Source organism: Azohydromonas australica DSM 1124, assembly GCF_000430725.1.
GTDB classification, from domain to species: Bacteria; Pseudomonadota; Gammaproteobacteria; order Burkholderiales; family Burkholderiaceae_C; genus Azohydromonas; species Azohydromonas australica.
In genome coordinates this window covers 127,159-146,743 of the sequence record NZ_AUMO01000017.1, presented here as the reverse complement: position 1 = coordinate 146,743, position 19,585 = coordinate 127,159, and the positions used below count along the sequence as shown (strand labels likewise).

Below are 19,585 nucleotides of genomic sequence, written 5' to 3'. Positions count from 1 at the left end.
GAAAGGACAGGGCAGGCTTGAGCATGAATCCCCGGGTTTTCAGGCTCAGAGTGTATTTATGATGGACAGGTACCTTTTTCCGAACGCCATCAGTGCCGTACCGTAGCGGGACTCGATGGCGTCGCGGCTCCACGGGTGTGGCAGTTGCTTCTGCACGGCATCGAGCACCGTGGCCAAGGCCTGCGGATCTCCGAGAGCAAAGTAAAAGCCGCGCTCCGGGGCTTGCTCCCGATGCACGGCAATATCAGAAAGGATAATGGTCTTGCCCATGAGCTTGGCTTCCTCGACCGTGGTGCTCCAGCCTTCGAACTTCGAAGGGTTGAGCACCGCGTGGGCATGCAGCATCAGGGACTGCATGTCCACGTAGGGCACCACGCCCAGTACACGGAAATTGTTTTCTAGGCCCAGATCCCTGCACCGTGCCATCAATTGGTCGAAGTATTCAGGGCGGCGAACGTCACGGGTATGTCCAGTGCACACGACCGTCGCGGACGATCCGGCCGCCTTCAGTTGCGACAACGCTTCGAGCACGACGCCATGATTCTTGTGTGCCCAGAATTGATTGGGAAGATGAATGTAGCGTTCCGGAAGATCGTATTTGAGGTTTATCTGCTCGCGAGACAGGATGCCGTCGAAACGTACGCGTGACGGGATGAAGTGAAGCACGTGGGCCGGTGTGCGGCTTGCTGGCGCGAAGTGACGCAAATCATGCAAGGCATGATGGCTGCTGACGACCACGGCGTCGGAGTGCTCCACGATGGTGTTGTAGGAGCGCTGGGTCGCACTGATCTGCTTTTCACTCCAGAACTGCGGCAGGTGCATGAACTGGAAATCTGGCAACCAGCCCAAGGTCTTGATGCTGGTTCGGGCGGCGACCAAAGGCTCGGTATGGGAAAGGAGGTCGATGCGTTCGCGTTGCAGCAACCGGTCGAACACCGGGTCATGCTGAAGGCGATACCAGGAGCGCATCAATTGCCGCCCTATCCAGGCCGGATGGCGGCGATCAAGCAGTGGCGTGCGGACGACGTCCAGGAAAGGCAGTTCCCGGGGCAGTTCCGCAGTGATTTTATGGCCTGTGAAAAGCACCATCTGAATGCTGTCCGGCGCCACGGCATGAATGGCGTTCATCAGGCTCGAAAAGTAGTTCTTGCCCCCCAGCCAATCCTTGTCGCTGAATTGCTGAACAAAAGCAATGCGACGTTTCATCGGGCAATTTCCTTCTTGAACCAATGCACGTAGCGCGGCAATGCGTCGGTCAGTGCCTTATAGGGCCGCCATGTCAGTTGGCGCATGGCATGGCCACTGTCGGAGGTCAGGCGGCGAGGATTGCCGACATGAGTTTCCCCGGTAAAGGTGGGCACGGGCTGGCCGTCAAAACAGGCGCCCAGCGTATGGAGCACATTGCTCGTGGAACGCTGCTCATGACCGCCGTTGTAGATGTCAAACGGGCTCGGAGATGGCCGCGCGGCCGCACACAGCAAGGCTGCCGCATCGGTGACATGGATCCAGTCACGCATTTCATCACCCGTGCCGAAGAAATGGGGAGTGCCTTTGTGGAACTTGTTGCAGGCATCCCAGAGCAACTGCTTCTTCAACCCTTCGCCATAGACCGAAAACAACCTCACGATGCTGATTTTGACGTTGAAAAAGCGGCTGTAAGATTCGCACAGCAACTCGGCCGCTGTCTTGTTGAAACCGTAGGGGGAAATGGGCGCGCGCACGGAGTTTTCCGTCAGGTTTTTGTTTCCCTGATCTCCATAGACGGCGGCGCTGGAAACGATCACGACGCGGTGGCATGAAGTCTCATGCCGCCGTGCCCATTCGAGAAGCTGGGCCGTCGTGTGAACGGCGCGCTCAAAATCGTCCAGCGGTTGCTGGTATGCATAGGAAACTGCACCGCTTCCGGCGCAATGGATGACGCTGAAGCTCTTTCCCGGGCCGGGCCATGCGGCTTGAAGGCTGTCCGCGGTGACGTCGGCGTTGATCCAGCGGGAAAGGCCCCAGGAACGCCATTGCACTTCATCCCAGTTTCCATGGCCCAGTCCGATGACTTCCACGCCCAGTTCAGCAAGCGTGCGGCATACATGCCGGCCTACGAAGCCCGCCGCGCCCAGAACAATAACCGAACAGACCTGGTTCTGACTCATTTTCTTCCTCTGATGATCTGGTCTGACGAGGTCAGAAACTGCCCAGGTCGGCGCCTGCGGCAATATGGGGCATGGGAATCCGACCCACGGCGCTCAAATGCTGGACATAGGCACTTTCCGTGGGCAAAGCAGCCTCATCCTCCGCCGTGAACAGCGCTGCTGCAATCCATTTCCGTTGGCCAAAGCTGTAGCGTTTATGTACGCGTGCCGGATGGCCGTGAGCCTGGCTGAAAGGCGGGACGTCTCGCGTGACGGTGGAGCCGGCGCCGATCACGCAGCCATGCCCGATTTTGACGCTGCCCAGGATGCGCGCTCCAGCGCCAATGAAGGTGTTGGTGCCCACGATGATGGAATCTAAATTGCTGGTGCCGGTGCAGATGACGGGTTTCATCGGATCGTCCACCAGATGCGTGCTGCCCAGGAAATGGCAATCATTGGCCGTGAGCACGAAATCGCTCAACTGGATGGACGCACCAGAGGAAAAGAAGTTTCGCCTGCCAATGAAGCATTGGTTTCCGATCACGATGGCAAGCCGCCCATCGGTACGATGGTTGACGTTGAGCCAGCAGTCCTGCCCGATGACGGTATTGGCGCCAATGGAAACGTGGGCACGTCCTAGAATCTGGACGGATGAATGCACATAGCTGCCCGGACCTTTTTGCAGCGAATGGCGACTGCGCCAAGCCATGATCAGGCACTGCACTTTGGGTGGCATTGCCCGAAGTGCGTTACGAATCCTCACCTTGAGCATAGGCATCGTAGTCGGGTCAGTTCACGCTGCCATTCGCGGCGTGGCGTCATGCGCGGCCGTGTAACGGGCGCGCTCGCGAGCCAGCAGGCGGCGCACCGTGATCAGGCACATGATGAGTGCCGGCAGGGCCGATGCCGCAGTGGCCATGGGCACGGCACTGAAACTTGAGCCCGTACGCAGCAGCAATAAGGATGTTCCAAAAAAGATCGGGATGCCGATCACTGCGGCAATGAGCTGGACTCGAAGCTGCTCGAATGCATTGAGAAATACTGCGGACGAGTAGGCGAGCATCTGGATGCCAACCATGACGGCAAACGCCATGGTTTGCGCGGTGTCTACCGTCACACCTGTCAGGAATCGAGTCATTGGCTCGGAAAAAAGCGCACAGGCTATTCCTGCTCCAGTCAGCAAGAGCGCCGCTGCATGCAGTACCTTGAAGATGTGTGTGAGCCGCTTATGGTCGGCGCGTGATTTGGCTCTCGAGATTTCCGTCCAGGCAATGCCAATGAGCACGGAAAATCCGAAGGTGAACATGGAGAACACCTTGTTGGCTGCGTCATACTGAGCGGTGTCGGCAGCGCCCAGATGGTTGTAGACGAGAATGTTGCCGGAGTTGGAGAGCACCAGCGATGTCACTTGCAATACAAAAAATCGCAGCCCGGTCTTGATCAGTGCGTATGCCTGCGTCAGGTCAACCTGGAAGCGCTTGAAGATATGGATGTGGTGGCGTCGAACGGACGCCCAGGTCAGCAGCCCGGCTTGCAGCAGCATCGCTGCGGAATAAGCACATGCCGCGGTTTCCATGGAAAGCGCATGCGACACCGTCCACGCGCGCACGAATGAATACCATCCCAATGGCATGACAAGGCTGAGAATGGCAATGATCCTGAACTGGCCCAGTGCCTGCAGAACGATGGTGTACAGGGACAGCAGGAACGACAGCGCACAACTGGACCACAGGACCAGAGCCGCAGCGGGATGGCTGTTGTATGGGGCCACCGTGAAGGTCACCACCAGCGCCACGGCCAGCCCCACTAGGGCAGCCACGGCATAAAGCATCAAGCCCAGTTGTATGGTCTTGCCTGCAAGCTGCTTGTCTCCACGCTCCCAATATTCGGCGACCTTGTTGCGTATTCCATACCCGACGCCCAGGTCGAACATGGTCATGTAAGCCGCCACGGCGGTGAAGGTCACCCAGGTCCCATAGTGTTGCAAGCCCCAGTGCTCAACCAGGGCCCGGATGGTCGCAAAGCCGAGAACGGCGTGCGCCACCTTCAACGCCAGGGAAATGACAGTGTCAGCAATCATCGCCGTGGCTTTTAGGCGTTGGTCAGCCGCTTCAGTCGCGCCTTCACCAGCATGCGCACGAGCTGCAGCTTCACGCCCCAGCTGGCATGGCGCGGGATGCCGTGCTGATGAAAGAATTCCTGGGCTTTTTCGAATTCATTACGATCTATCAGTCCGCCAAGGCCCGAAAGCAGGTTGAGCCCAATAAGATCGTGCTTGAATCGCTGTGTGTTGTAGCCCTGAAACTGAGTTCCGGGTTTGGAACGCATGATTTCTGCAATCTTGTCCCCCCACAAAGAGATTTCCTGCATCCATTCGTCGGTGGCTTGCCGCAAATGAGTCAGGCCACCAGCCCATATGCGGTAGGAACCAATGGCGTGCGGAACAAAAAGCGAACGTCCGCTCAGCAATGCCCGCTGGATCAACTCGCTGTCGGCTGCCGTAAGCTTGAAGCGCTCATCGAGTCCGCCAATGTGCTGGAGAAAACTCCTTTTGAAGACGATGCCCGGCATGCGGGCCTGTACTCCACTGTAAAACTTCAAAAATCCTTGTCCGGCATCGAAGCGCTCAAGCCGTTCTGGAAGGTAGCCCGGCCTGCATTGGCCATGCTCATCGATGAAGTTGCAGCCGAAAATGAAAATGTCGGTGTCGGGATGGGCCGCAAGGGTCGACTCGATGATGCCGAAGGCTCCATCGGTAAAAAGATCGTCATCGGAAGGCATGACGACATGGGTGGCGGCCGCAGGAACCAGCGACAGAGCGTTATTCCAGTTGGCGAATATCGGCAGCAACCGGTCCATGTGCTTCACATGGACGTTGTCACGCAGCCCGCCCATTTGGCTTTTGAGACTTCCATCGTTGTCGCTCACATACACGCTGATGTGTGAGGGCACCGTGGCGATCAAAGCCTTCAGGTAGTCGGGCCTTTTGTATGCGGGAATGGCAACCGCAAGCGTGAGTTCGCTGCTGCTCATGGCTTGACGGAGGCTACCCACTCCAGCATTTGCGCCACTCCCTCGCGCGCGCTTACTTGCGGTGCCCAGCCCGCCAGCGCGCCGGCCTTGGCGATATCGGCCACGAACACGCGCTGGTCGCTCTCGCGCGGGGGCAGCTGGCGGTACTGCAGCGGCTGGCCGATTTGCTCCTCCAGCAGCTGGAACAGCTCCAGCAGCGACAGGCTGTTGGCCATGCCGCCGCCGACGTTGTAGGCCTGGCCCGCGGCCTCACCGACGTGCTGCAGCGTGGAGAAGTACAGCGCGATCATGTCCTTGGCATGAAGGACATCTCGCACCTGCTTGCCGCTGCCCGAGATGGTGAACGGCTCGCGGCGTAGCCCGGCGCGGGTCTCGGCCGCCATCTGGCAGAACCAGCCAATCCAGCCCTGGTCGGCGGTGGCGAACTGGCGCCCGCCGTACATCGAGCTGTGGCGGAACACCACTGTGTTCAAGCCAAAGATGCGGTGGTAGTCCCGCAGGTACTGGTCGGCCGCGCCCTTGGAGCAGCCGTAGGGCGAGTGGAAGTCCAGCGGCGTGTCCTCGGCGAAGCCACGCGGCCGGTCCACGCAGCTCCAGCGCGTGGGCGTCTCCTCGTAGCGGTACTGCTCCAGGTCGCCGTAGACCTTGTTGGTGGAGGAGTAGATGACGGCGGCGTCCTTGGCATGCTCGCGCACGGCTTCGAGCACGTTGAGCGTGCCCAGCGCATTGACCTCGAAGTCCATGCGCGGGTCGGCGATGGAGGTGGTCATGGCCACCTGGCCGGCGAGGTGGAACACCGCGTCGGGCTTGAAGCGCCGCACCGTGCGCAACACGTCGTTGGCGTTGCGCACGTCGCCATGCACGTATTCGAAGCGCCCCAGGCCCTGCAGCCACTGCAGGTTGAGCTGCGAGCCGTGGCGGTAGAGGCTGTCGAACACGCACAGCTCGATGCCTTGTTCCAGGGCGTGCGCGGCCAAGTTGCTGCCGAGAAAGCCGCAGCCGCCGGTGATCAGAAGTTTCATGCTTGGGGGAATTCCAGTTCGAGGGTGTGTTGCAGGCCCTGCTCCAGACTCCAGCGCGGGCTCCAGCCCAGCCGGTACATCTGCGCCAGGTCGGCTTGGCAGTGCATGGCTTCGCCGGGCCGGTAGGGCACGGCGCCGAACTGCAGCTCGGTGCGCGAGCGGCACAGCCGGTGCGCGGTCTGTACGAATTCGCGCACCGTGGGCGCGGTGCTCGAGCCCAGCGGCACATCGGCCGAAGCCCCGAGCTCGGCCGCGCGCTCCAGCAGCGTGGCGTAGCCGCTGAGCACATCGTCGATGTAGATGAAGTCGCGCCGCTGCTCGCCGGCCGTGAGCTTGAGCACCGGCTCGTGGCGCGCGCAGCTGCGCAGCACGTGGGTGGTGAACTTACTCGCGTCGTCGCCGGGGCCGTACATGTGCTCCAGCTCGACGTTGACGAAGCGCAGCTGCCGCGGCGCGGCCCGCGCCATCCGGTGGCCCCACTGCGCAAACTGGCGCTTGCTCAGCGCGTAGGGGCTGACCTCGGCCGGCAGCGCGGTGCCGGTGTTGAGGAACAGCCGTGGCGCCTCGGCCACGGGCAGTGATTGCAGCGCCTGCAGCAGTGCCAGGCCCAGGCGCAGGTTGGCGTCGGTGAGCTGCAGCAGCGTCTCGCCCTGGCGCCCGTAGGCGCAGGCGGTGTGGATCACGGCCTGCGGCTGCACGCGCTGCACGAAGGCGGGCAGGCCGGCATCGTCCGCGCAGCGGCCGATGTCGAAGTCGCGCCCCTGCAGCCGCGCCAGCGACGACGCCGGGCGCAGCAGCAGCGCCACCTCGTGGCCCTGGTCCTGCAGGTGCCGCGCCAGCGCGCTGCCAAGAAAGCCGCTGCCGCCCGTGAGAAGGATCTTCACCGGTGCCTGGGCCTCAGAAGTTGAGCCCGAAGAACTCTTCGAGCTTCTGCACGATGTAGTCCAGGTGCTCCGTGGTCAGGCCCGGGAAGGTGCCTAGCCAGAAGGTCTGGTTCATCACGACGTCGGTGTTGGTGAGCTCGCCGCTGACGCGGTAGTTGCGGCCGAGCATGTAGGGCTGGCGCGTGAGGTTGCCCGCGAACAGCAGCCGCGTGCCGATCTTGTGCTGGTCCAAGTAGCTCAGCAGGTCCACGCGCTTGACGCCCGCGCTTTCCTTGAGGATCAGGGGGAAGCCGAACCACGAAGGGTCGGACTTCGGCGTGGCCTCGGGCAGGTGCAGGAACTGCTCGCAGGACTGCAGCCGCTCCTTCAGGTACTTGAAGTTGGCCTTGCGCGCATCGATGAACTCGTCGAGCCGCTCCATCTGCGCCAGCGCGCAGGCGGCCTGCATGTCGGAGATCTTGAGGTTGTAGCCCAGGTGCGAGTAGATGTACTTGTGGTCGTAGCCCTGGGGCAGGTCACCGAGCTTCCAGCAGAAGCGCTTGTTGCAGGTGTTGTCCTTGCCGGGCGGGCAGTAGCAGTCGCGGCCCCAGTCGCGGAAGGACTCGGCGATGAGTTTCAGCTCGGGGTTGTTGGTGAACACCGCGCCGCCTTCGCCCATGGTGATGTGGTGCGCGGGGTAGAAGCTCAGCGTGCCGATGTCGCCGAAGGTGCCCACGAGCTTGCCGTCGTAGGTGGCGCCCAGCGCGTCGCAGCAGTCCTCCACCAGCCACAGCCCGTGCTTCTTGCACAGCGCCGTGACCACGTCGAGGTTGAAGGGGTTGCCCAGCGAGTGGGCCAGCATGATGGCCTTGGTCTTGGGGCCGATGGCCGCCTCGATCTTGCTGGCGTCGATGTTGTGCGTGGCCAGGTCCACGTCCACGAACACCGGTACGGCGCCGAACTGCAGGATCGGGTTGACGGTGGTGGGGAAGCCCGCGGCCACGCCGATGACCTCGTCGCCGGGCTTGATCGCGCGCTCGCCCAGGCGCGGCGAGGTCAGCGCCGAGAACGCCACCAGGTTGGCCGAGGAGCCGGAGTTGACGGTGAGGCAGTGCTTGACGCCCAGGAACTGCGCCAGCTTCTGCTCGAAGGCGGCGTTGAAGCGCCCGGTGGTGAGCCAGCCGTCGAGCGAGGCCTCGACCATGAGCTGCAGCTCGCGCGCGCCGATGACCTTGCCCGACACGGGCACCGGCGACTCGCCGGGCACGAAGGGCTTCGGGGCCAGCGCCAGCTCGGCGTACTGCTGCACCAGCTCGGCGATCTGGCCGCGCAGGGATTCGGGGGTATTCGCGTTCATGCTGCTTGTTCCGTGTTCGTGTACTGCTGGATCTGCTGCAGGCACAGCGCGCGCACGTCCTCGCGCGCGAGCCAGGCCTGGTGCCAGGCCGTGATGTTTTCCAGCGCCGTGCCCAGGTCCCAGCGCGGGCGCCAGCCCAGGCGTGCCTTGGCCTTGGAGATGTCGAGCTTGAGGTAGTTGGCCTCGTGGGGGTGCTCTCCGCCGTCGAGCTGCCAGCGCGCGCCGTCGCCCCAGCGCTGCACCATCTGCTCGACGATCCACTGCACGGGCCGGGCATCCTCGTCCTGCGGGCCGAAGTTCCAGCCTTCGGCGAAGGCCGCGCCGTGTTCGCACAGCCGCTGCGCCAGCAGCAGGTAGCCCGACAGCGGCTCCAGCACGTGCTGCCAGGGGCGCGTGGAATGCGGGTTGCGGATCACTACCGGGTCGCCGCGCTCGAAGGCGCGCAGGATGTCGGGCACCAGCCGGTCCGCGGCCCAGTCGCCGCCGCCGATGACGTTGCCCGCGCGCGCCGAGGCCAGCGCGATGCCGGCCTTCTCCATGAACGAGCGCCGGTAGGCCGAGGTGACCAGCTCCGAGCAGCCCTTGGAGTTGCTGTACGGGTCGAAGCCGCCCATGGGCTCGTCCTCGCGGTAGCCCCACACCCACTCGCGGTTCTCGTAGCACTTGTCGGTGGTGACGTTGACCACCGCGCGCACGCTGCCGCACTGGCGTGCGGCTTCGAGCACGTGCACCGTGCCCATGACGTTGGTGGCGTAGGTCGCCACGGGCTCGCTGTAGGACAGCCGCACCAGCGGCTGCGCCGCCATGTGGATGACCACCTCGGGCCGGAACACAGCTATGCAGGCGCGCACCGTCTCGTAGTCGCGGATGTCGCCGATGGCGCTGGCCATGCCCTGCGCCACGCCGGCCTCCTGGAACAGGCTGGGCGTGGTGGGCGGCTCCAGCGCCAGGCCCTGGAGCTCGGCGCCCAGCGACTGCAGCCACAGGCTCAGCCAACTGCCCTTGAAGCCGGTGTGGCCCGTCAGCAGCACGCGGCGGCCGCGCCAGAAGGCGGCGTCGATGAGGGACTTCGCCGCCATGCTCACTCCCACATCTTCCAGGGCGCGCGGCCCTTGGCCCACAGGTCCTCCAGCAGGTGCTTGTCGCGCAGCGTGTCCATGGGCTGCCAGAAGCCGTGATGCTCGTAGGCCATGAGCTCGCCGTCGGCGGCCAGCTGCGTCAGCGGCTCTTGCTCCCAGACGGTGCTGTCGTCCTTGAGGTGGGACAGCACCTTGGGCGAGAGCACGAAGAAGCCGCCGTTGATCATCGCGCCGTCGCCCTTGGGCTTCTCCTTGAAGCTGCGCACCTGGCCGCCCTGGATGTCCAGCGCGCCGAAGCGCCCGGGCGGGTAGGTGGCGGTGAGCGTGGCGGCTTTGCCGTGGGCGCGGTGGAAGTCGATGGTGGTACTGATGTCGATGTCGCCCACGCCGTCGCCGTAGGTGAAGCAGAAGGCCTCTTCGTCGCGCACGTAGCGCGCTACGCGCAGCAGTCGTCCGCCCGTCATCGACTCGTCGCCCGTGTCCACCAGCGTCACGTTCCAGGGCTCGGCGCGCTTGTGGTGCACCTCCATGCGGTTGGAGCGCATGTCGAAGGTCACGTCCGACATGTGCAGGAAGTAGTTGGCGAAGTACTCCTTGATGACGTAGCCCTTGTAGCCGCAGCAAATCACGAAGTCGTTGACGCCGTGGTGCGAGTACATCTTCAGGATGTGCCACAGGATCGGCTTGCCGCCGATCTCCACCATGGGCTTCGGGCGCGTGGTGGTTTCCTCGCTCAGGCGGGTACCCAGGCCACCGGCCAGGATGACTGCTTTCATTTCCGGAAATCCTCAGTTGTTTCTCAGGCGGGCGCGGAGCAGACGAAGGCGTCCGAGTGGAAGCGCTGCGCGGGCAGCCCGGCGGCCAGCAGCGCCTCGCGCGCGCCGTGGATCATGGCGTCCGAGCCGCAGGCGTACACCAGGGTGCGCTGCAGCTCGGGCGCGTCGGCCAGCAGCGCCTGCTGCACGTGGCCGCGCGTGCCGCTCCAGCCGTCGCCCGCGCGCGAGAGCACGGGCACGAAGCGGCAGGCCTGGGCCGCCGCGCCTTCGGGGCGCCAGTACAGGTCCTGCTCAGTCCGGCCGCCCCAGTAGACCGTGACCGAGGTCGGCTGCTCGGCCGCCGGCAGCGACTGCAAGGCTTCGAGCATGGCCTTCACCGGCGCGATGCCGGTGCCGGTGGCCAGGAACACCAAGTGCATGCCGGCCGTGCCGCGCAGGAAGAAGGTGCCCAGCGGCCCGTGCAGGCGCAGCAGGTCGTTGGCCTGGGCGGCGCCGAACCAGTAGCTGCTCAGCGCGCCTCCGGGCACTTCGCGGATGTGCAGCTCCAGCAGCTTGTCCGCCGCCGGCGCGTTGGCCACCGAGTAGCTGCGCCGCACGCCGCCCGGGCCGATGAGGTCGACGTACTGCCCAGGCTGGAAGCCGAAGTCGGCCGCCGGCGGCAGCCGCAGCATGACCTTGAGCACGTCCGGCGCCAGCTGCTGCAGCGCCTGGATGCGGCACGGCCAGGTGCGCGCAGCCTGCAGCTTCACGCCGCCGAGGTCCTGCACGTCCAGCAGCACGTCGGAGGTGGCGCTGCGCACGCAGCTCAGGATCCAGCCGGCCGCACGCTCAGCCTCGCTCAGGCCGGTCTCGGGATGCAGCGTCGTGGTCGAGCCGCTGCGCACCTGCGCCTTGCAGCTGCTGCAGCGCCCAGTGCGGCAGCTGTATTCCAAGGCCACCTCGGCACGTAGCGCCGCGTCCAGCAGCGATTCGCCGTCTTGCGCGGCAAACTGCTTACCGCTGGGTAGGGTGATCGAAGGCACGGTGATTCAAGAGCGCCGCCAAGGGCGGCGCGCATTACTCGTGGTAGTCGTAGGCCTGGAAGCCGGCCAGCTTGACCAGGCTGTCGCGCTTGGCCGCGTCGTAGTCGCTGTGCACCATCTCGCGCACCAGCTCCTCAAAGGTGGTGGTGGGTTCCCAGCCCAGCTTTTGCTTGGCCTTGCTCGGGTCGCCCAGCAGCGTCTCCACCTCGGTGGGGCGGAAGTAGCGCGGGTCCACCTTGACGATCACGTCGCCGGGTTTGACCTTGGCCTGGTTGCCGCTGACGGCCGCGACGACGCCCACCTCCTGCTCGCCCTCGCCCTCGAAGCGCAGCGTGACGCCCAGTTCCGCGGCGGCGCGCTGCACGAACTCGCGCACGCTGTACTGCACCCCGGTGGCGATGACGAAGTCCTCGGCTTGGCTCTGCTGCAGCATCAGCCACTGCATCTGCACGTAGTCGCGTGCATGGCCCCAGTCGCGCAGCGCGCTGAGGTTGCCCAGGTACAGGCAGTCCTGCAGCCCCAGCGCGATGCGGGCGATGGCGCGCGTGATCTTGCGCGTGACGAAGGTCTCGCCGCGGATCGGGCTCTCGTGGTTGAAGAGGATGCCGTTGCAGGCGTAGAGCCCATAGGCCTCGCGGTAGTTCACCGTGATCCAGTAGCCGTAGAGCTTGGCTACCGCGTAGGGGCTGCGCGGGTAGAAGGGGGTGGTTTCCTTCTGCGGCACTTCCTGCACCAGGCCGTAGAGCTCGGAGGTGCTGGCCTGGTAGAAGCGCGTCTTCTTTTCCAGCCCCAGGATGCGGATGGCCTCCAGCAGCCGCAGCGTGCCGATGCCGTCGGCATTAGCGGTGTACTCGGGCGTCTCGAAGCTCACTGCCACGTGGCTCATGGCCGCGAGGTTGTAGATCTCGTCGGGCTGCACCTGCTGCACGATGCGGATCAGGTTGGTGCTGTCCGTGAGGTCGCCATAGTGCAGCTTGAAGCGCGGGTTCTTCTCGTGCGGATCCTGGTAGAGGTGGTCGATGCGGTCGGTGTTGAACAGGCTGGCGCGGCGCTTGATGCCGTGCACCTCGTAGCCCTTGGACAGCAGCAGCTCTGCCAGGTAGGCGCCGTCCTGGCCCGTCACGCCGGTGATAAGGGCGACTTTGTTGTTGCTCACGATGTTGGTTTCCTGCAGATGAATCAATCGTGGAAGGGCGCGGCCTCGTAGGCCAGGCGAATGCCCTCTTCGAGTCGGGTACGCGCACGCCAGCCCAGCGCCGCCAGGCGGCTGACGTCGAGCAGCTTGCGCGGCGTGCCGTCGGGCTTGGTGGCGTCGAAGACGATGCGGCCCTCGAAGCCCACCACACGCATGACGGTCTCGGCCAGCTCGCGGATGGTCACGTCCTCGCCGGTGCCGATGTTCACCAGCTCGCCGTCCCAGCCGCGCTCCATCAGGTGCACGCACGCATCGGCGAGGTCGTCCACGTACAGGAACTCGCGCCGCGGCGTGCCGCTGCCCCAGACCACGTACTCCGTGTCGCCGCGCAGCTTGGTCTCGTGCGCCTTGCGGATGAGCGCGGGCAGCACATGGCTGTTGGCCAGGTCGTAATTGTCGTTGGGCCCGTAGAGATTGGTGGGCATCGCGCTCACGTACTGGCGGCCGTACTGGCGGTTGTAGCTCTCGCACAGCTTGATGCCGGCGATCTTGGCGATGGCATAGGGCTCGTTGGTGGCTTCCAGCGGCCCGGTGAGCAGGTACTCCTCGCGGATGGGCTGCGGGCAGTCACGCGGGTAGATGCAGCTCGAGCCCAGGAACATCAGCCGCTGCACGCCCGCCAGGTGCGCGCCGTGGATCAGATTGGCCTCGATCACCAGGTTCTGGTAGATGAAGTCCGCGCGCTGCAGGTTGTTGGCCTGGATGCCGCCGACCTTGGCCGCGGCGATGAAGAGGTAGTCGGGCTTCTCGCGCGCCAAATACTCCTGCACCGCGCGCTGGTCCAGCAGGTCCAGCTCCGCGCGCGAGGCGGTGAGCACGTTGGCATAGCCGCCGGCCTGCAGCCGCCGCACCAGTGCGCTGCCCACCATGCCGCGGTGGCCCGCCACGAAAATCTTGCTTTGCTTGTCCATGTGTCGTCTCAGCTGCGGCCGTAGGTGTCTTCGAAGCGAACGATGTCGTCCTCGCCCAGGTACGAGCCCGACTGCACCTCGATGAGCTCCAGCGGCAGCCGTCCCGGGTTGCGCAGCCGGTGCTTCTCGCCCAGCGGGATGTAGGTGCTCTGGTTCTCGGTGAGCAGCATCACCTTGTCGCCGCAGCTCACCTCGGCCGTGCCGCTGACCACGATCCAGTGCTCGGCGCGGTGGTGGTGCATCTGCAGGCTCAGGCTCGCGCCGGGCTTGACCATGATGCGCTTGACCTGGAAGCGCCCACCGGCGTCGATGCTGTCGTACCAGCCCCAGGGCCGGTGCACCTTGCGGTGCGCGGTGTGCTCGTCGCGCTGCTGTCCGTCGAGCCGGCCCACGATCTTCTTGACGTCCTGGCTGCGGTCGCGCCGGCTCACCAGCACCGCGTCGGGCGTTTCCACCACCACCACGTCGTCCAGCCCCACCACGCCCACGAGGCGGCTGGTGGCGTGCACCAGCGTGTTGCGGCTGCCTTCCAGCAGCGCGTCGCCCACGACGGCGTTGCCCTGCGCGTCCTTGTCGGCCACCTGCCACACCGCGTCCCAGGCGCCCAGATCGTTCCAGCCCGCAGCCAGCGGCACCATGTACAGCCCGATGCCGCTGCCGGGGCAGTGCTCCATCACGGCGTAGTCCACCGACTCCGAAGGCACCGCGGCGAACTCCTCGCGGCCCGGGCGCACGAAGCGCTGGTCCGTGCGGCGAGCGGCGAAGGCCGCGCGCGTGGCCGCAGCGATGTCGGGGCGCAAGCGCTCCAGCGCCTTCATCCAGCTGGAGGCGCGCAGCACGAACATGCCGCTGTTCCAGTAGTAGCCGCCGGCCTCCAGGTAGCGCTGCGCGGTGGCGGCGTCGGGCTTCTCGACGAACTGCGCCACGGCCTCGCCGTCGGTGCGGATGTAGCCGTAGCCGGTCTCGGGCCGGTCGGGCGTGATGCCCAGGATGACGATGCTGCCGTCGGCGGCCCGGCGCACGGCCTGCCGCACGGCGTCGGTGAAGGCCGCGGCGTCGGTCACGGTCTGGTCCGCGGGCGTGACCACCAGCACCGGGTCGGCGCCGTCCTCCAGCGCCTGCAGCGCCGCCAGCGTCAGCGCCGGCGCGGTGTTGCGCCCCAGGGGCTCCAGCAGCACCGCCGCCGGCTCGCAGCGCAGCTCGCGCAGCTGCTCCAGCACCAGGAAGCGGTGCTCGTCGTTGCCCACCACCAGCGGCGGCGTGAGCGTGATGTCCGCGCCGGCCAGGCCCTGCAGCCTCAGCACGGACTGCTGGAACAGGCTCTGGTTGCCCGACAGCACCAGGAACTGCTTGGGGTAGCCCGCGCGCGACAGCGGCCACAGCCGCGTACCGCTGCCACCGGCCATCACGACGGGCTGCACGGAGATCGGGGAAGTCATGACGTGTTGCTTTCTGAGGTAAGCCGGGGGACCACCGCCGCAGCCGAACTGGGCAGAACGGGTACTGCCCGGTTCGGGGCCGCAGGGTCAGTCGAAGTGCGTTGCCTCGGCCAGCAGCGGCGCCTGGGCGTCCTTGGGGGAGAGCAGCGGCTGCTGGTCGCCCAAGGGCCATTCCACGCCCACCGCCGGGTCATCCCAGCGCACGGCGCCTTCGGTCTGCGGCGCGTAGTAGTCGGTGGTCTTGTAGAGGAAATCGGCGCTGTCGCTGGTGACCAGGAAGCCGTGCGCGAAGCCCGCCGGGATCCAGAACTGGCGGTGGTTGGTGCCCGAGAGCTCCACGCCCACCCAGCGCCCGAAGGTGGGGCTGCCGCGTCGCACGTCCACCGCCACGTCGAACACGCTGCCCTGCGTCACGCGCACGAGCTTGCCTTGCGCGTGCGGCGGCAGCTGGAAGTGCAGCCCGCGCAGCACGCCGCGCGCCGAGCGCGAGTGGTTGTCCTGCACGAACTCGACGTGGCGGCCCACCGCCTCGTCGAACAGGCGCTGGTTGAAGCTTTCCATGAAGAAGCCGCGCTCGTCGCCGAAGACCTTGGGCTCCAGGATCAGCACGCCCTCCAGCGCAGTCTTGATGATGTTCATGTGATGCTTCGAATCAGAAGGTCGCGTCGCGCAGGATCTTCATCAGGTACTGCCCGTAGCCGTTCTTGAGCATGGGCTGGGCCAGGCGCTCCAGCTGCCCGTCGTCGATCCAGCCTGCGCGCCAGGCGATCTCCTCGGGGCAGGCGACCTTGAGTCCCTGGCGCTTTTCCAGCGTGGCGATGAACTGGCCGGCTTCGAGCAGGCTGTCGTGGGTGCCGGTGTCGAGCCAGGCGTAGCCGCGGCCCATGATCTCCACGTCGAGCTGGCCGTTGCGCAGGTAGGCCGCGTTGACGTCGGTGATCTCCAGCTCGCCACGCGCGCTGGGCCGGATGCCCGCGGCGATGTCGCACACCTGCTCGTCGAAGAAGTACAGCCCCGTGACGGCGTAGTTGCTCTTGGGCACCTTGGGCTTTTCCTCGATGCTCAGCGCGCGGCGCTGGGCATCGAACTCCACCACGCCGTAGCGCTCGGGATCGTTGACGTGGTAGGCGAAGACCGTGGCGCCCTGCGTGCGCTGCGAGGCACCCTGCAGCAGGCTGAAGAAGTCGTGGCCGTAGAAGATGTTGTCGCCCAGCACCAGCGCGCTGGGCGCGCCGCCCACGAAGTCGCGGCCCAGGATGAAGGCCTGCGCCAGCCCGTCGGGGCTGGGCTGCACGCAGTACTGCAGCGAGATGCCCCACTGGCTGCCGTCGCCCAGCAGCGACTGGAAGCGCGGCACGTCCTGCGGCGTGCTGATGAGCAGGATCTCGCGCATTCCCGCGAGCATGAGCGTGCTCAGCGGGTAATAGACCATGGGCTTGTCGTACACCGGCAGCAACTGCTTGCTGATGGACAGCGTGGCCGGGTGCAGCCGGGTGCCGGAGCCGCCGGCCAGGATGATGCCCTTGCGCTGATTCGTCGTCGTCATGCTCCCTCCCTGAGGCGCGATGCTTGGTTCAAATTCAGGCGAATGCCTCGGAAAGCATGCGCTCCACCCCCTGCTGCCACGGCGGGGTCCGCAGGCCGAAAGACTGCTGCAGCTTGCGCGTGTCCAGCCGCGAGTTCAGCGGCCGCTGTGCCGGGGTGGGGTAGTCGCTGGTGGCAATGGGCAGTACCGCCTCGGGCGCCACTTTCACCGGCAGGCCCCGGGCGCGGGCCCACTCGATGACCAGCCGCGCGTAGCCGTGCCAGCTGGTCTCGCCGGCGGCCACGGCGTGGTAGGTGCCCGCCAGTGCGGGGTTGGCCATCGCCGCGCGCACGGCGTGCGTGGCCACGTCGGCCAGGAAGTCCGCGCCGGTGGGCGCGCCGATCTGGTCGTCGATCACGGTCAGCCGCTCGCGCTCGGCCGCCAGGCGCAGCATGGTGCGGGCGAAGTTGCCGCCCCGCGCGGCGTAGACCCAGCTCGTGCGCAGGATCAGGTGCCGGCAGCCGCTGGTGCGGATGGCGTGCTCGCCTTCGAGCTTGGTGCGGCCGTAGACGCTCAGCGGAGCGGTGGGCGCGTCCTCGTCGCGCGGGGCCTGGCCCGAGCCGTCGAAGACGTAGTCGGTGCTGTAGTGCACCAGCCAGGCGCCCAGCGCCGCCGCCTCGCGCGCGAGCACGCCGGGCGTGGTGGCGTTGAGCAGCTGCGCCAGCGCCGGCTCGCTCTCGGCCTTGTCCACGGCGGTGTGGGCCGCGGCATTGACGATGAGGTCCGGGCGCACGCTGCGCACGGCGGCGGCGACGCCCTCGGGCTCGCGGAAGTCACCGCACAGGCCCGGCGCGCCCTCGTGGTCCAGTGCCACGACCTCGCCCAGCACGCCGAGCGCGCGCTGCAGCTCCCAGCCCACCTGGCCGCTCTTGCCCAGCAACAGGATCTTCATGTCCGCCACCCGTTCAGCGCGTGGCGTAGTTGGCCGCGAGCCAGTCGCGGTAGGCGCCGCTCTGCACCTCGGCCACCCATTCGGGATGGTCCAGGTACCACTGCACCGTCTTGCGGATGCCGCTGTCGAAGGTCTCGGCCGGGCGCCAGCCCAGCTCGCGTTCGAGCTTGCGCGCATCGATGGCGTAGCGGCGGTCGTGGCCCGGGCGGTCCGTCACGTGCGTGACCAGCCGTGCATAGTGGCCGGCCGGGTCGGGACGCAGCTCGTCGAGCAGCGCGCACACCTTGTGCACGATGTCGATGTTGGCCTGCTCGTTCCAGCCGCCGATGTTGTAGGTCTGACCCACGCGGCCCCCGGCCAGCACGGCGCGGATGCCCGAGCAGTGGTCCTTCACGTACAGCCAGTCCCGGATCTGCCGCCCGTCGCCGTACACCGGCAGCGGCTTGCCCGCCAGGGCGTTGACGATCATCAGCGGGATGAGCTTCTCGGGGAAGTGATAGGGGCCGTAGTTGTTGGAGCAGTTGGTGGTGAGCACCGGCAGCCCGTAGGTGTGGTGCCAGGCGCGCACGAGGTGGTCGCTGGCGGCCTTGCTCGCGGAGTACGGGCTGTTGGGCTCGTAGGGGTGCTCCTCGGTGAAGGCTGGCGCGTCGGGCGCCAGGCTGCCGTAGACCTCGTCGGTGGAGACGTGCAGGAAGCGCCAGGCCGCCTTGTCCTCGCCCTGCAGCGTGTTCCAGTAGGCGCGCGCGGCCTCCAGCAGCGTGAAGGTACCCTCGACGTTGGTGCGCATGAAGGCGCCGGGGCCGTGGATGCTGCGGTCCACGTGGCTTTCGGCAGCGAAGTGCACCACCGCGCGCGGCCGGTGCTCGGCCAGCAGCCGATCCACCAGCGCGCGGTCGCAGATGTCGCCCTGCACGAAGACGTGGCGCGCATCGCCCTGCAGCGAAGCCAGGTTGCGCAGGTTGCCTGCGTAGGTGAGGGCGTCGAGGTTCACGACCGGTTCACCAACCTGCGCGATCCAGTCGAGCACGAAGTTGCTGCCGATGAAGCCGGCGCCGCCGGTGACGAGGATGGTCATGTCGATCAGATGGGCAACGAGCGGGGGAGGGTCAGGAGCGGCGCAGCGCCGAACGCAGTTGCGTCAGCTTCTCGGCGTTCTGAGGTTCGGCGGCGGCGCGGCGCCAGAAGTGCCGCACGATGACGAAGCCTGCCAGCAGCAGCAGGGTGATCAGCGTGGTGGCCACGGCTGTGAGGGCGCGCTTGGGCTTGCTCCTTCGCTCCGGCTGCAGCGCCGGGTCCACGACCTGGACCAGCGCGCCCTCGCGCGCCTCATCCACGCGGGCGGCCTCGTACTGGCGCGCGAAGAGATCGAACAGCGTTTCCTGGTACTTGAACTCGCGATACCTGCTCACGTAGTCGGCGCCGTTGCTGTTGCCGACCTCGTTGCTGCGTTCGGCCTGGGCGAGTTGCGAGCGCAATGCATTCAGGGTTCCTTGCGCCTGCTGCACCTCCGGGGCGTTGTCCGCCAGGCTGCGCCGCAGCACCTGCAGCCGTACTTCCGCGGCGGTGGCCTCGGCACGCAGCCGGGCGTAGCCCTCCGCGGCGCTCCTAGGCTCGGCCTTGAGCGCGCCTTCCGTGAAGCCGCTGGCCTGCAGCGCCTGCTGGGCACTGGTGAGCCGGTCGCGGGTCTGCTTGAGCTGGCTCTCGAAGAACACGCGCCGTTGCTGCGCTTCCGACAGCGCCAGCCCACTACTGATGCGGCGCAGCTCTTCCACGTGCGCATTGGCCAGCTCGGCCGCGCGTTGCGGGCTCGTGTCGTCCACCTCGATGGTCAGCAGACCGTCCTTCTTGCCCACGCTGATGCGCACGTTGGTCGCCAGGCGCTTGCGGGCATCTTCCCGGAACTTCGCCTCGTAGACGTCCATCAGCTTGAACTGGTCGATGAGGCGGTCGGTGACGGTGTTGCTCTGCATCAGCGCCACGTACTGCTCGGCCGGACTCTTGATGCTGGAACCCAGGCCGGCCAAGCCCGAGAGCGCTCCCAGGCTGGCCAGCGCGGAAGACGCGGCACTTTGCTGCTGCTGCGGCGGCAGCAAAGTGGTGCGGGCGGTGTAGGTGGGCGCGATGACGAAGGTGATGCCCAGCGCCACCAGTCCGGCCAGCAGCGGGCCGGCAATGAGCAATCGCAGGTTTTCGGCCAGCGGCACCGCCAGGTCCAGCAATCCCAAGCCGCGTTCCTCATCGTCCGCGTCGAGCACAGGGTCGGCCATCATGTCGTGTCGCATAGC

General features: G+C 66.1%; 19 protein-coding genes. All 19 read right to left on the bottom strand.

The features are described from left to right. Positions 1-45: 45 nt before the first annotated feature. The 19 genes from H537_RS48700 to H537_RS0100595 all read right to left on the bottom strand — a co-directional run bounded on the left by H537_RS48700 (position 46) and on the right by H537_RS0100595 (position 19,570). The gene (locus tag H537_RS48700; protein ID WP_051241441.1) at positions 46-1,206 is read right to left on the bottom strand and encodes a glycosyltransferase family 4 protein; all 1,161 of its coding nucleotides are present in this window, start codon (positions 1,204-1,206) and stop codon (positions 46-48) included. After that, positions 1,203-2,147 carry an NAD-dependent epimerase/dehydratase family protein gene (locus tag H537_RS50270; RefSeq protein ID WP_043457949.1) on the bottom strand — a complete coding sequence of 315 codons (945 nt, stop codon included), beginning with the start codon at positions 2,145-2,147 and terminating at the stop codon, positions 1,203-1,205. Before H537_RS50270 ends, H537_RS48700 begins: the two co-directional genes overlap by 4 nt. A 31-nt stretch (positions 2,148-2,178) precedes the next feature. After that, positions 2,179-2,904 carry an acyltransferase gene (locus H537_RS50510; protein ID WP_084150243.1) on the bottom strand — a complete coding sequence of 242 codons (726 nt, stop codon included), beginning with the start codon at positions 2,902-2,904 and terminating at the stop codon, positions 2,179-2,181. Between the two features lie 15 nt (positions 2,905-2,919). Then, positions 2,920-4,206, bottom strand: a complete 1,287-nt coding sequence (locus tag H537_RS0100670; RefSeq protein WP_028996366.1) for a lipopolysaccharide biosynthesis protein — start codon at positions 4,204-4,206, stop codon at positions 2,920-2,922. Positions 4,207-4,217: 11 nt separating this feature from the next. After that, positions 4,218-5,159: a glycosyltransferase family protein gene (locus H537_RS0100665; protein ID WP_028996365.1), complete on the bottom strand. Its 942-nt coding sequence runs from the start codon at positions 5,157-5,159 to the stop codon at positions 4,218-4,220. Continuing rightward, entirely contained in the window at positions 5,156-6,181 is a 1,026-nt protein-coding gene (locus tag H537_RS0100660) for a GDP-mannose 4,6-dehydratase (RefSeq protein ID WP_028996364.1), read from the bottom strand. Before H537_RS0100660 ends, H537_RS0100665 begins: the two co-directional genes overlap by 4 nt. After that, entirely contained in the window at positions 6,178-7,065 is an 888-nt protein-coding gene (locus tag H537_RS0100655) for an NAD-dependent epimerase/dehydratase family protein (RefSeq protein ID WP_028996363.1), read from the bottom strand. Before H537_RS0100655 ends, H537_RS0100660 begins: the two co-directional genes overlap by 4 nt. 13 nt (positions 7,066-7,078) lie before the next feature. Further along, positions 7,079-8,401, bottom strand: coding sequence for a lipopolysaccharide biosynthesis protein RfbH (gene rfbH, locus H537_RS0100650; RefSeq protein ID WP_028996362.1), 1,323 nt, complete (start codon positions 8,399-8,401; stop codon positions 7,079-7,081). Then, positions 8,398-9,480: a CDP-glucose 4,6-dehydratase gene (gene rfbG / locus H537_RS0100645; RefSeq protein WP_028996361.1), complete on the bottom strand. Its 1,083-nt coding sequence runs from the start codon at positions 9,478-9,480 to the stop codon at positions 8,398-8,400. Before rfbG ends, rfbH begins: the two co-directional genes overlap by 4 nt. 2 nt (positions 9,481-9,482) lie before the next feature. Beyond that, positions 9,483-10,256 carry a glucose-1-phosphate cytidylyltransferase gene (gene rfbF / locus H537_RS0100640; protein ID WP_028996360.1) on the bottom strand — a complete coding sequence of 258 codons (774 nt, stop codon included), beginning with the start codon at positions 10,254-10,256 and terminating at the stop codon, positions 9,483-9,485. A gap of 23 nt (positions 10,257-10,279) precedes the next feature. Next, on the bottom strand, positions 10,280-11,278 hold the full coding sequence (locus H537_RS0100635) for a 2Fe-2S iron-sulfur cluster-binding protein (protein WP_028996359.1): 999 nt from the start codon (positions 11,276-11,278) through the stop codon (positions 10,280-10,282). 34 nt (positions 11,279-11,312) lie between these two features. Then, positions 11,313-12,434 (bottom strand): GDP-mannose 4,6-dehydratase, encoded by a 1,122-nt coding sequence (gene gmd / locus H537_RS0100630; protein WP_043457982.1) that lies wholly within the window; start codon positions 12,432-12,434, stop codon positions 11,313-11,315. Positions 12,435-12,457: 23 nt separating this feature from the next. Then, positions 12,458-13,384 carry a GDP-L-fucose synthase family protein gene (locus H537_RS0100625; protein ID WP_028996357.1) on the bottom strand — a complete coding sequence of 309 codons (927 nt, stop codon included), beginning with the start codon at positions 13,382-13,384 and terminating at the stop codon, positions 12,458-12,460. Between the two features lie 8 nt (positions 13,385-13,392). Beyond that, the gene (locus H537_RS0100620) at positions 13,393-14,823 is read right to left on the bottom strand and encodes a mannose-1-phosphate guanylyltransferase/mannose-6-phosphate isomerase (protein ID WP_043457948.1); all 1,431 of its coding nucleotides are present in this window, start codon (positions 14,821-14,823) and stop codon (positions 13,393-13,395) included. Positions 14,824-14,910: 87 nt separating this feature from the next. Continuing rightward, a complete protein-coding gene (gene rfbC / locus H537_RS0100615) occupies positions 14,911-15,462 on the bottom strand; it encodes a dTDP-4-dehydrorhamnose 3,5-epimerase (RefSeq protein WP_028996355.1) in 552 nt (183 codons plus the stop codon). 13 nt (positions 15,463-15,475) lie between these two features. Next, positions 15,476-16,369 (bottom strand): glucose-1-phosphate thymidylyltransferase RfbA, encoded by an 894-nt coding sequence (rfbA, locus tag H537_RS0100610; RefSeq protein ID WP_028996354.1) that lies wholly within the window; start codon positions 16,367-16,369, stop codon positions 15,476-15,478. A 34-nt stretch (positions 16,370-16,403) separates the two neighbouring features. Then, a complete protein-coding gene (gene rfbD / locus H537_RS0100605; protein ID WP_028996353.1) occupies positions 16,404-17,300 on the bottom strand; it encodes a dTDP-4-dehydrorhamnose reductase in 897 nt (298 codons plus the stop codon). Positions 17,301-17,313: 13 nt separating this feature from the next. Beyond that, entirely contained in the window at positions 17,314-18,375 is a 1,062-nt protein-coding gene (rfbB, locus tag H537_RS0100600; protein ID WP_028996352.1) for a dTDP-glucose 4,6-dehydratase, read from the bottom strand. Between the two features lie 31 nt (positions 18,376-18,406). Further along, entirely contained in the window at positions 18,407-19,570 is a 1,164-nt protein-coding gene (locus H537_RS0100595; protein WP_238446570.1) for a Wzz/FepE/Etk N-terminal domain-containing protein, read from the bottom strand. Positions 19,571-19,585: the final 15 nt, after the last annotated feature.